The sequence below is a fragment of the Pseudomonas sp. PS01270 genome (assembly GCF_029959775.1).
Taxonomy (GTDB): domain Bacteria; phylum Pseudomonadota; class Gammaproteobacteria; order Pseudomonadales; family Pseudomonadaceae; genus Aquipseudomonas; species Aquipseudomonas atacamensis.
Genome location: NZ_JASCPT010000057.1, coordinates 22639 through 35170, shown reverse-complemented (window position 1 = coordinate 35170; position 12532 = coordinate 22639). Strand labels below are relative to the sequence as shown.

At 59.7% G+C, this 12532-nt stretch carries 10 protein-coding genes; all 10 read left to right on the top strand.

The window, feature by feature from the left end:
• Positions 1-397 precede the first annotated feature (397 nt).
• The 10 genes from gyrA (at position 398) to QMX86_RS16560 (ending at position 12505) form a co-directional block, all read left to right on the top strand.
• Positions 398-3052, top strand: coding sequence for a DNA gyrase subunit A (gyrA, locus tag QMX86_RS16605; RefSeq protein ID WP_016770926.1), 2655 nt, complete (start codon positions 398-400; stop codon positions 3050-3052).
• Between the two features lie 229 nt (positions 3053-3281).
• The gene (serC, locus tag QMX86_RS16600) at positions 3282-4367 is read left to right on the top strand and encodes a 3-phosphoserine/phosphohydroxythreonine transaminase (protein WP_073472348.1); all 1086 of its coding nucleotides are present in this window, start codon (positions 3282-3284) and stop codon (positions 4365-4367) included.
• Complete coding sequence (gene pheA, locus QMX86_RS16595) at positions 4367-5461, top strand: prephenate dehydratase (RefSeq protein ID WP_016770924.1); 1095 nt, start codon at positions 4367-4369, stop codon at positions 5459-5461. The genes serC and pheA overlap by 1 nt, the downstream gene beginning before the upstream one ends.
• A 13-nt stretch (positions 5462-5474) precedes the next feature.
• The gene (gene hisC / locus QMX86_RS16590) at positions 5475-6587 is read left to right on the top strand and encodes a histidinol-phosphate transaminase (protein ID WP_110646029.1); all 1113 of its coding nucleotides are present in this window, start codon (positions 5475-5477) and stop codon (positions 6585-6587) included.
• A 28-nt stretch (positions 6588-6615) separates the two neighbouring features.
• Complete coding sequence (locus tag QMX86_RS16585) at positions 6616-8823, top strand: bifunctional prephenate dehydrogenase/3-phosphoshikimate 1-carboxyvinyltransferase (RefSeq protein WP_256674732.1); 2208 nt, start codon at positions 6616-6618, stop codon at positions 8821-8823.
• Positions 8820-9509 carry a (d)CMP kinase gene (gene cmk, locus QMX86_RS16580; protein ID WP_282384435.1) on the top strand — a complete coding sequence of 230 codons (690 nt, stop codon included), beginning with the start codon at positions 8820-8822 and terminating at the stop codon, positions 9507-9509. The genes QMX86_RS16585 and cmk overlap by 4 nt, the downstream gene beginning before the upstream one ends.
• A gap of 119 nt (positions 9510-9628) precedes the next feature.
• Positions 9629-11314 carry a 30S ribosomal protein S1 gene (gene rpsA, locus QMX86_RS16575; protein WP_016770920.1) on the top strand — a complete coding sequence of 562 codons (1686 nt, stop codon included), beginning with the start codon at positions 9629-9631 and terminating at the stop codon, positions 11312-11314.
• A 192-nt stretch (positions 11315-11506) separates the two neighbouring features.
• The gene (locus tag QMX86_RS16570; RefSeq protein ID WP_110646032.1) at positions 11507-11785 is read left to right on the top strand and encodes a hypothetical protein; all 279 of its coding nucleotides are present in this window, start codon (positions 11507-11509) and stop codon (positions 11783-11785) included.
• A gap of 153 nt (positions 11786-11938) precedes the next feature.
• Positions 11939-12235 carry an integration host factor subunit beta gene (gene ihfB / locus QMX86_RS16565; RefSeq protein WP_007950920.1) on the top strand — a complete coding sequence of 99 codons (297 nt, stop codon included), beginning with the start codon at positions 11939-11941 and terminating at the stop codon, positions 12233-12235.
• Positions 12236-12265: 30 nt separating this feature from the next.
• A complete protein-coding gene (locus tag QMX86_RS16560; protein ID WP_282384434.1) occupies positions 12266-12505 on the top strand; it encodes a LapA family protein in 240 nt (79 codons plus the stop codon).
• The last annotated feature ends 27 nt before the right edge of the window (positions 12506-12532 follow it).

Genomic DNA, 12532 nt, shown 5'->3' with positions numbered 1-12532 from the left:
ATCGCTGGCAAGCCAGCGCCCACAGGTTTTGTGCCCGGCATTGAACCTGTGGGAGCTGGCTTGCCAGCGATGAGGGCCTGAATGTCAATAAACAACTGTAAATCTGCCCCGGATTTCACATTCAAAGAAGCTCAGAGCTTCTGTCGTCCCCCTCAAGCCTGTCATCGGTCAACTAACTATGCTCCATGCGCATCTGGGGGATAGGTGCGTGGCGGCCTTTGTGATAACATCCGGCGTTTTCCGAGGCGGCTCCACGGAGCTGTCTTTACTGCGCAAATCCGCGATCCAATGTTGATTTGTCGTAAGTCGGCGCATGGCACTCGGCCGGCCCCGACGAGCTTCGTTGCTCCCACATGGATATGACGAAGTTTCACCAGAAAAAGGAATCAGGCTTCTCATGGGCGAACTGGCCAAAGAAATCCTCCCGGTCAATATCGAAGACGAGCTGAAACAGTCCTACCTCGACTACGCAATGAGCGTGATCGTCGGCCGTGCACTGCCGGATGCGCGCGATGGCCTCAAGCCCGTGCACCGTCGCGTACTGTTCGCGATGAGCGAGCTGGGCAACGACTACAACAAGCCGTACAAGAAATCTGCCCGTGTCGTCGGCGACGTGATCGGTAAGTATCACCCGCACGGTGACACTGCCGTGTACGACACCATCGTTCGCATGGCCCAGCCTTTCTCCCTGCGCTACCTGCTGGTCGACGGCCAGGGCAACTTCGGTTCGGTCGATGGCGACAACGCTGCGGCCATGCGATACACCGAAGTGCGCATGACCAAGCTGGCGCACGAGCTGCTGGCTGACCTGCACAAGGAAACCGTGGACTGGGTGCCGAACTACGACGGCACCGAACTGATCCCGGCGGTCATGCCGACCCGCGTGCCGAACCTGCTGGTCAACGGTTCCAGCGGTATCGCCGTAGGCATGGCGACCAACATTCCGCCGCATAACCTCGGTGAAGTCATCGACGGTTGCCTGGCCCTCATCGACAACCCTGAGCTGACCGTCGATGAGCTGATGCAATACATCCCCGGTCCGGACTTCCCGACGGCCGCGATCATCAACGGTCGTGCCGGCATCATCGAAGCCTACCGCACCGGTCGCGGACGCATTTACATGCGTGCCCGCTCGATCATCGAAGACATCGACAAGGTCGGTGGCCGTCAGCAGATCGTCATCACCGAGCTGCCTTACCAGCTGAACAAGGCGCGTCTGATCGAGAAGATCGCCGAGCTGGTCAAAGAGAAGAAGCTCGAAGGCATCACCGAGCTGCGCGACGAGTCCGACAAGGACGGTATGCGTGTCGTGATCGAACTGCGTCGCGGCGAAGTGCCGGAGGTGATCCTCAACAACCTCTACGCCCAGACCCAGCTGCAATCGGTGTTCGGTATCAACATCGTCGCGCTGATCGACGGCCGCCCACGCATCCTCAACCTCAAGGATCTGCTGGAAGCCTTCGTCCGTCACCGTCGCGAAGTGGTTACCCGTCGTACCGTGTTCGAACTGCGCAAGGCGCGCGAGCGTGGGCACATTCTCGAAGGCCAGGCCGTTGCCCTGTCGAACATCGACCCGGTGATCGCCCTGATCAAGGCGTCGCCAACGCCATCGGAAGCCAAGGAAGCGCTGATCAGCACGCCTTGGGAATCCTCAGCTGTGGTGGCGATGGTTGAACGTGCCGGTGCCGATTCGTGCCGTCCGGAAAACCTCGATCCGCAATACGGTCTGCGTGAAGGCAAGTACTTCCTCTCGCCAGAACAGGCGCAAGCCATTCTCGAACTGCGCCTGCACCGTCTGACCGGTCTGGAGCACGAGAAGCTGCTGGCCGAGTATCAAGAGATTCTCAACCAGATCGGCGAGCTGATCCGCATCCTCAACAGCGCTGTGCGCCTGATGGAAGTGATCCGCGAAGAACTGGAAGTGATCCGCGCCGAATACGGCGACGTGCGCCGCACCGAAATTCTCGATGCCCGTCTCGATCTGACCCTGGGCGACATGATCCCGGAAGAAGAGCGCGTCGTGACCATCTCCCACGGTGGCTACGCCAAGACCCAGCCGCTGGCTGCGTACCAGGCTCAGCGTCGTGGTGGCAAAGGCAAATCGGCTACCGGCGTCAAGGATGAGGACTACATCGCTCACCTGCTGGTCGCCAACAGCCACACCACGCTGCTGCTGTTCTCCAGCAAGGGCAAGGTGTACTGGCTCAAGACCTACGAAATTCCGGAAGCATCCCGCGCGGCCCGTGGTCGTCCGCTGGTCAACCTGCTGCCGCTGGATGATGGTGAATACATCACCACCATGCTGCCGGTCGAGGAATACACCGAAGGTCACTACATCTTCATGGCCACCGCCAACGGCACCGTGAAGAAGACCCCGCTGGAATCCTTCAGCCGTCAGCGCAGCGTCGGTCTGATCGCTCTGGAGCTGGACGAAGGCGACGTGCTGATCTCTGCAGCCATCACCGATGGCGAGCGCGAAGTGATGCTGTTCTCCGACGGCGGCAAGGTCACCCGTTTCAAAGAGTCCGACGTGCGTGCCATGGGCCGTACCGCTCGCGGCGTGCGCGGCATGCGTCTGCCGGAAGGGCAGAAGCTGATTTCCATGCTGATCCCGGAAGAAGGCAGCCAGATCCTCACCGCTTCCGAGCGTGGTTATGGCAAGCGCACCGCGATCACCGAGTTCCCTGAGTACAAGCGTGGCGGTCAGGGCGTGATCGCCATGGTCAGCAACGAGCGTAACGGCCGTCTGGTCGGCGCGGTACAGGTGCTCGACGGCGAAGAAATCATGCTGATCTCCGATCAGGGCACTCTGGTGCGTACCCGTGTCGACGAAGTGTCGAGCCTGGGTCGTAACACACAGGGCGTGACGCTGATCAAGCTGGCCAAGGATGAAACCCTGGTCGGGCTGGAGCGGGTTCAGGAGCCTTCGGAAATCGAAGGCGAAGAGCTCGAAGGTGAAGAGGGCGAGGAAATCGCAGGCAGCGTCGGTATCGACGAAGCGGGTGAAGACCAGCAACTCGACGCCGCAGCAGACGAAGAACCGCAGGAATAAGCGGACAAACGAGGGGGCGGATGAGAATTCGCCCCCTTGTTATTTGTCCGGTATGAAAATTTGCAACACTGCGGATGATCGTTCCCACGCTCTGCGTGGGAATGCCGCTGGGGACGCTCCGCGTCCCATGACGCAGAGCGTCATTGGATGCATTCCCACGCGGAGCGTGGGAACGATCAGCCGCAAACCAGAAGATTCAAGTGACCACCAAATCAGAGCGAGATTGGATGTGAGCAAGCGAGCCTATAACTTCTGCGCCGGTCCGGCGGCGCTGCCTGAAGCTGTCCTGCAGCGCGCCCAGGGTGAACTCCTTGATTGGCACGGCAAGGGTCTGTCGGTCATGGAAATGAGCCATCGCAGCGATGAGTTCGTGTCCATTGCCACCCAGGCCGAGCAGGATCTGCGTGACCTGCTGAATATCCCGTCGAACTACAAAGTGCTGTTTCTGCAGGGCGGCGCCAGCCAGCAATTCGCGCAGATCCCGCTGAACCTGTTGCCTGAAGGCGGCTCGGCCGACTACATCGACACCGGTATCTGGTCGCAGAAAGCCATCGAAGAAGCCTCGCGCTATGGCCACGTCAACGTTGCTGCCACTGCCAAGCCTTACGACTATTTCGCCATTCCCGGCCAGAACGAGTGGAACCTGTCGAAAGACGCCGCTTACGTTCACTACGCGCCGAACGAAACCATCGGCGGTCTGGAATTCCAGTGGATCCCGCAAACCGGTGACGTGCCACTGGTGGCGGACATGTCTTCGGACATCCTCTCGCGCCCGGTCGATATTTCGCGTTTCGGCATGATCTACGCCGGCGCGCAGAAGAACATCGGCCCGAGCGGCATCGTCGTCAACATCATCCGCGAAGACTTGCTCGGCAAGGCCCGCTCGCTGTGCCCGACCATGCTCAACTACAAGGTCGCCGCTGATAACGGTTCGATGTACAACACCCCGCCGACGCTGGCCTGGTACCTGTCCGGTCTGGTGTTCCAATGGCTGAAAGAGCAGGGCGGCGTCGAAGCGATCGCCAGGCTCAACGACGTCAAGCAGCGCACCCTGTACGACTTCATCGACGCCAGTGGCCTCTACAGCAACCCGATCAACAAGTCGGATCGCTCATGGATGAACGTGCCGTTCCGTCTGGCTGATGATCGTCTGGACAAGCCGTTCCTCGCCGGTGCCGACGAGCGCGGCCTGCTCAACCTCAAGGGCCACCGCTCGGTGGGCGGCATGCGCGCCTCCATCTACAACGCCGTCGACATCACCGCGGTCAACGCGCTGGTGGAGTACATGGCGGAATTCGAGAAGGAACACGGCTGATGTCCGAGCAAGAACTCAAGGCACTGCGCGTTCGCATCGACGCTCTGGACACCAAGGTCCTCGAGCTGATCAGTGAGCGTGCGCGTTGCGCCCAGGAAGTCGCCCGCGTGAAGATGGCCTCGCTGGCCGAAGGCGAAGTGCCGGTGTTCTATCGTCCCGAGCGCGAAGCTCAGGTGCTCAAGCGTGTGATGGAGCGCAATCAGGGGCCGCTGGGCAACGAAGAAATGGCGCGGCTGTTCCGCGAAATCATGTCGTCGTGCCTGGCGCTGGAGCAGCCACTGAAAGTGGCTTATCTCGGTCCTGAAGGCACCTTCACCCAAGCGGCAGCGATGAAGCACTTCGGCCACGCAGTGATCAGCAAGCCGATGGCGGCAATCGACGAAGTGTTCCGTGAGGTGGCGGCCGGTGCGGTGAATTTCGGCGTGGTGCCGGTGGAAAACTCCACCGAAGGCGCGGTCAATCACACGCTGGACAGCTTCCTCGAACACGACATGGTGATCTGCGGCGAAGTCGAGCTGCGCATCCACCATCATTTGCTGGTCGGCGAAAATACCAAGACCGACAGCATCAGCCGCATCTATTCCCATGCGCAGTCGCTGGCCCAGTGCCGCAAGTGGCTGGACGCGCATTACCCGAATGTCGAACGCGTCGCGGTGTCGAGCAACGCTGAAGCCGCCAAGCGGGTCAAGGGTGAGTGGAATTCGGCGGCGATCGCTGGCGACATGGCGGCAGGGCTGTACGGCCTGACGCGTCTGGCCGAGAAGATCGAAGATCGCCCGGACAACTCGACGCGCTTCCTGATGATCGGTAACCAGGAAGTGCCGCCGACCGGCGACGACAAGACCTCGATCATCGTGTCGATGAGCAACAAGCCCGGCGCGCTCCACGAGCTGCTGGTGCCGTTCCACGACAATGGCATCGACCTGACTCGCATCGAAACCCGTCCGTCGCGCAGCGGCAAATGGACCTACGTGTTCTTCATCGACTTCGTCGGCCACCACCGTGATCCGTTGATCAAAGGTGTGCTGGAAAAGATCAGTCAGGAAGCAGTAGCACTCAAAGTGCTGGGTTCCTACCCGAAAGCAGTTCTCTAAGGGGCGGTAGCAAATGAGTGGCAACTTCCTCGCTCTGGCACAGCCGGGCGTGCAACAACTTTCGCCGTACGTTCCGGGCAAGCCTGTGGACGAACTGGCGCGCGAGCTGGATCTGGATCCGGCCAAAATCGTCAAACTGGCGAGCAACGAAAACCCTCTGGGCGCCAGTCCGAAAGCCTTGGCGGCGATCCGCGAAGAACTGGCCGAGCTGACCCGTTATCCGGACGGCAACGGTTTCGCGCTGAAATCCCTGCTGGCCGAGCAATGCCGTGTCGAGCTGAGCCAGGTCACCTTGGGCAACGGCTCCAACGACATTCTTGAGCTGGTCGCGCGTGCCTATCTGGCACCGGGCCTGAATGCGGTGTTTAGCGAGCACGCGTTTGCGGTGTATCCGATCGCCACTCAGGCGGTCGGCGCGCAGGCCAAAGTGGTGCCGGCCAAGGATTGGGGGCATGACCTGCCTGCAATGCTCGCGGCCATTGATGCCAATACCCGCGTCGTATTTATCGCCAACCCGAACAACCCGACCGGTACCTGGTTCGGCGCTGAGGCGCTGGACGAGTTTCTTCAGGATGTTCCGGAGCACGTTCTGGTGGTGCTGGACGAGGCGTACATCGAGTACGCCGAAGGCAGCGATCTGCCGGATGGCCTGGATTTCCTCGCCGCTTACCCGAACCTGCTGGTTTCACGCACCTTCTCCAAGGCTTATGGTCTGGCGTCATTGCGTGTTGGCTACGGCCTGTCCACCCCGGTGGTGGCGGATGTGCTGAACCGTGTGCGTCAGCCGTTCAACGTCAACAGCCTCGCTTTGGCGGCGGCCTGTGCGGCGCTGAAGGACGAGGAATATCTGGCGCAAAGCCGTCAGCTCAATGAGGCGGGCATGCAGCAGTTGCAGGCCGGTTTCCGTGAGTTGGGCTTGAGCTGGATCGAATCGAAAGGCAACTTCATCTGCGTCGACCTCGGTCAAGTAGCCGCACCGATATTTCAGGGCTTGCTGCGCGAAGGCGTGATCGTGCGTCCGGTGGCCAATTACGGCATGCCGAACCACCTGCGGGTGACCATCGGTCTGCCGGCAGAAAACAGCCGTTTCCTTGAGGCGCTGCGCAAGGTTCTGGCTCGTGGTTGATGTCACTGCGCTGCAACCTGCTGCACCTATGATCGGTCGCCTTGTGGTGGTTGGTCTGGGGCTGATCGGTGGTTCGTTTGCCAAGGGTTTGCGTGAAAGCGGCTTGTGCCGTGAAGTGGTCGGCGTCGATCTGGATCCGCAATCGCGCAAGCTCGCGGTCGAATTGGGTGTGGTCGATCGCTGCGAAGACGATTTGGCGGCGGCTTGCATCGGTGCCGATGTGATTCAGCTGGCGGTGCCGATTCTGGCCATGGAAAAGCTGCTCGCGCGTCTGGCTGTCATGGACCTGGGGCAGGCGATTCTTACGGATGTCGGCAGCGCCAAAGGCAACGTAGTGCGCGCGGCGACCGAAGCGTTCGGCGGCATGCCGGCGCGTTTCGTCCCCGGGCACCCGATTGCCGGTTCCGAACAGAGCGGGGTGGAAGCCTCGAATGCCGAGCTGTTCCGCCGGCACAAGGTGATCCTGACGCCGCTCGAGCAGACCGATCCTGCCGCGCTGGCGGTGGTCGATCGCCTGTGGCGCGAACTGGGCGCCGATGTCGAGCACATGCAGGTCGAGCGTCACGATGAAGTGCTGGCCGCGACCAGTCATTTGCCGCATCTGCTGGCCTTCGGTCTGGTCGATTCGTTGGCCAAGCGCAATGAAAATCTGGAGATCTTCCGTTACGCTGCCGGTGGTTTTCGCGATTTCACAAGAATCGCCGGAAGCGACCCGGTGATGTGGCACGACATCTTCCTCGCCAACCGCGAGGCTGTCCTGCGCACACTCGATACATTTCGCAGCGACCTCGACGCCTTGCGCGACGCGGTCGATGCAGGGGATGGGCACCAATTGTTGGGCGTTTTCACGCGCGCCCGGGTTGCCCGCGAGCATTTCAGTAAAATCCTGGCCCGCAGGGCCTATGTGGACGCTATGAATTCCAACGATCTGATCTTCCTGGCTCAACCTGGTGGCCGCCTGTCCGGTCGGATTCGCGTACCGGGCGACAAATCGATTTCCCACCGTTCGATCATGCTCGGCTCGCTGGCCGAAGGCGTCACCGAAGTCGAAGGCTTCCTCGAGGGCGAAGACGCCCTGGCGACCTTGCAGGCGTTTCGCGACATGGGCGTGGTCATCGAAGGCCCACATCACGGCCGCGTGACCATCCACGGTGTCGGCCTGCACGGCCTGAAACCTGCGCCTGGCCCGATCTACCTGGGCAACTCCGGCACCTCGATGCGTCTGCTCTCCGGCCTGCTGGCGGCGCAGAACTTCGACAGCACCTTGACCGGCGACGCTTCGCTGTCCAAGCGTCCGATGAATCGCGTGGCTAATCCTCTGCGAGAAATGGGCGCCGTGATCGAAACCGCTGCCGAAGGTCGTCCACCGATGACCATTCGCGGTGGTCACAAGCTCAAAGGCCTGACCTACACCATGCCGATGGCCAGTGCCCAGGTGAAATCCTGCCTGCTGCTTGCCGGTCTCTATGCTGAAGGCAAGACCACGGTGACCGAGCCGGCACCGACCCGCGATCACACCGAGCGCATGCTGCGTGGCTTCGGCTACCCGGTCAGCGTCGACGGCGCCACGGCTTCGGTCGAATCCGGCGGCAAGCTCACCGCGACTCACATCGAAGTGCCGGGCGATATCTCGTCGTCGGCGTTCTTCCTGGTCGCGGCCTCGATCGCCGAGGGTTCCGAGCTGGTGCTTGAGCACGTCGGCATCAACCCGACCCGTACTGGCGTGATCGACATCCTGCGGCTGATGGGTGCCGATATCACTCTGGAAAACCAGCGTGAGGTCGGTGGCGAACCAGTGGCTGACTTGCGCGTGCGCGCAGCTAAACTCAAAGGTATCGAGATTCCGGAGGAGCTGGTGCCGCTGGCCATCGACGAATTCCCGGTCCTGTTCGTTGCGGCTGCGTGCGCCGAAGGGCGTACCGTGCTCACCGGCGCCGAAGAGCTGCGGGTCAAGGAATCCGACCGGATTCAGGTCATGGCGGACGGTTTGCTGGCGCTGGGCGTCAAGTGCGAACCGACCCCGGACGGCATCATCATCGACGGCGGCCAGATCGGCGGCGGTGAAGTGCACGGGCACGGCGACCACCGTATCGCCATGGCCTTCAGCGTTGCCTCGTTGCGCGCTACCGCACCGATCCGCATCCATGATTGCGCCAACGTCGCGACCTCGTTCCCCAACTTCCTCGCACTGTGCGGGCAAGTCGGCATTCGTGTGGCACAAGAGGCTCAGTCGTGAAAAACATTGCACCGGTCATCACCATCGATGGGCCAAGCGGCTCCGGTAAAGGCACGGTCGCCGGGATTCTGGCCAAGCGTCTGGGCTGGAACCTGCTGGATTCCGGTGCGCTTTATCGATTGCTGGCGTTTGCTGCGCACAACCATGGCGTCGACCTGACCAATGAAGAGCTGCTGAAGACATTGGCCGCTCATCTGGATGTGCAGTTCATCGCCGCGACCGAAGGTCAGCTGCAGCGGATCATTCTCGAAGGCGACGAAGTCAGCGATGTCATCCGCACCGAAAGCGTCGGTTTCGGCGCCTCGCAAGTGGCTGCGCTGCCCGCTGTGCGCGAGGCGCTGCTGCAGCGCCAGCGTGCTTTCCAGGAAGCGCCGGGCCTGGTGGCCGACGGCCGCGACATGGGCACGGTGGTTTTTCCGGATGCACCACTGAAGATTTTCCTCACCGCCAGTGCCGAGGAGCGGGCGCGCCGTCGATATTTGCAGTTGAAGGGCAAAGTCGAGGGTGTTAGTCTGTCGAGTCTGCTAGATGAGATCCGTGCACGCGATGAGCGTGACACCCAGCGCGCAGTAGCCCCGCTCAAGCCGGCGGCCGACGCGATTCAGCTGGATTCAACGGAGCTTTCCATCGATCAGGTGCTTGAGCGCATCATGAGCGAGATCGCCATTCGCGATATCGCCGGGTGACCAAGAGGGCCGCAGGGGACCAGTCATAGTCCTGCGGTGCTTCTTTTAAATGAAACTAACCCACACCGTCTGGGGTGTGGAGATGGGCGTTTACTTCGCCCTCATCTACAGGAATTAAAATGAGCGAAAGCTTTGCGGAACTCTTTGAAGAAAGCCTGAAAACCCTGAACCTTCAGGCAGGCTCCATCATCACCGGTGTTATCGTTGATATCGATTACCAGGCTCGCTGGGTAACCGTTCACGCTGGTCTGAAGTCTGAAGCACTCATCCCGCTTGAGCAGTTCTACAACGATGCTGGCGAACTGAACATCAACGTTGGTGATGAAGTTCACGTTGCTCTGGATTCGGTTGAAGACGGCTTTGGCGAAACCAAGCTGTCCCGTGAAAAAGCCAAGCGCGCTGAATGCTGGATCGTTCTGGAAGCAGCCTTCGCAGCCGAGGAAGTGGTCAAGGGCGTTATCAACGGTAAGGTTAAAGGCGGCTTCACTGTCGACGTTAACGGCATCCGTGCGTTCCTGCCAGGTTCCCTGGTTGACGTCCGTCCAGTGCGCGACACCACGCACCTGGAAGGCAAAGAGCTGGAATTCAAGGTCATCAAGCTGGACCAGAAGCGCAACAACGTTGTCGTTTCCCGTCGCAGCGTCCTCGAAGCCGAGAACTCCGCCGAGCGTGAAGCTCTGCTGGAATCCCTGCAGGAAGGCCAGCAAGTCAAAGGTATCGTCAAAAACCTCACCGATTACGGCGCATTCGTCGATCTGGGTGGCGTGGACGGCCTGCTGCACATCACCGACATGGCCTGGAAGCGCATCAAGCATCCTTCCGAGATCGTCAACGTTGGTGACGAGATTGACGTCAAGGTTCTGAAATACGATCGCGAACGCAACCGTGTTTCCCTGGGCCTGAAGCAACTGGGCGAAGATCCATGGGTTGCTATCAAAGCCCGTTACCCAGAAGGCACTCGCGTTACCGCTCGTGTAACCAACCTGACCGACTACGGCTGCTTCGCTGAGCTGGAAGAAGGCGTTGAAGGTCTGGTACACGTTTCGGAAATGGACTGGACCAACAAGAACATCCACCCTTCGAAAGTCGTACAAGTCGGCGACGAAGTGGAAGTCATGGTTCTGGACATCGACGAAGAGCGTCGTCGTATCTCCCTGGGCATCAAGCAGTGCAAGTCGAACCCATGGGAAGACTTCTCTGGCCAGTTCAACAAGGGCGACAAGATCTCCGGCACCATCAAGTCGATCACCGATTTCGGTATCTTCATTGGTCTGGACGGCGGCATCGACGGTCTGGTTCACCTGTCCGACATCTCCTGGAACGAAGTGGGCGAAGAAGCCGTACGTCGTTTCAAGAAGGGCGACGAGCTGGACACCGTCATCCTGTCGGTTGACCCAGAGCGCGAGCGCATCTCCCTGGGCATCAAGCAACTGGAAAGCGATCCGTTCTCCGAGTACGTCTCGGTTAACGACAAGGGCGCTATCGTGACCGGTACCGTGAAAGAAGTTGACGCCAAAGGCGCCATCATCGTTCTGGCCGACGACATCGAAGCTACCCTGAAAGCCTCCGAAATCAGCCGTGACCGCGTTGAAGACGCGCGCAACGTTCTGAAAGAAGGCCAGGAAGTTGAAGCCAAGATCATCAGCGTTGATCGCAAGAGCCGCGTAATCCAGCTCTCGATCAAGTCGAAAGACGATGCTGAAGAGAAAGAAGCCATCCAGAGCCTGAAAGCAGCTCCGGAAGGCGAAGCAGCTGACACCACTATGGCGGCACTGCTGCGTCAAGCAATGGCCAAACAGAACTGAGTTCTGCTTGATCATTAAAAAGGGCGACTTCGGTCGCCCTTTTTTGTGCCTGCGATTTGGTCTTTGTACGACCGTGCATGAAACCAATGCCGACGCCTGCGGGTCTGTTTCTTTAATCGGATCAATCGCCTATTCGCGACTAAGCTTGATCTTGAGCATTAGTCGTCAGGCTTGCCTGGCATAAGGAAGTGGATGAACAAGTTACTTGTTGTTGCAGTGGTCTTGGCGCTGGCAGGGTGCACCACCAGTGCGAAAACCCATGCGGTGCGCGGCGTCAGTGGTATCGAGGTCGATTGCTCCGGGTTGGGTTCCGGTTGGGAGAAATGCCAGAAGCGTGCAGCGAAGGAGTGCAAAGGCAAGGGCTATAAGGTCATCACCCGTTCTGACGATGCCAAAGATGAAGACGAATACCCGTTTGGCTTTAATCCGGCGGGTTTCGTGACCCGGACCATGCTGGTGATGTGTCGTTAGGGCAGCGGCGATCCGACTCGCCACTGGAGTGCCCTGAAAATGGGCGTTTTGACCCCGGGAAAGATATGTCAATCCCTGGGCTGTTCAAAATCTTCCGGGCATGCTAAAACCTTTCAAGCGCTGATCTAGCTGCTTGAAAAAGAAGGGAAAAATATGACGAAGTCGGAGTTGATCGAACGAATTGTCACCCATCAAGGGCTACTCTCATCCAAGGATGTGGAGCTGGCCATCAAGACCATGCTTGAACAAATGTCTCAGTGCCTCGCCACCGGTGATCGTATCGAGATCCGTGGATTTGGCAGCTTCTCCCTGCACTACCGCGCACCGCGCGTCGGCCGCAACCCGAAAACCGGCCAGTCGGTAAGTCTGGACGGTAAATTCGTGCCGCATTTCAAGCCGGGCAAGGAATTGCGTGATCGCGTGAACGAGGAAGAGGAGGAGGGCGCTTGATCTTCGCTATTCAAATTCGAGGGCGCGTGAATGCGTAATCTGAAACGCATACTGCTTGGCGTTTTTCTTCTGCTGATGGTTCTGGTTGTTCTGGCGTTTGTGCTGGAGAATCAGCAATCGGTTTCGCTTTTGTTTCTGGGTTTTTCCGGCCCGCAGTTGCCGGTGTCGGTTGTCGCGGTGTTGGCGTTGCTGATTGGCATGTTGATTGGTCCTGTGTTGGGCTGGTTTTTCGGTAGGGTTGCCCGGCGGTCACGGAAGCACGCCGTTTGATGTTGCTAGAGTTGCTGACCTGAACTC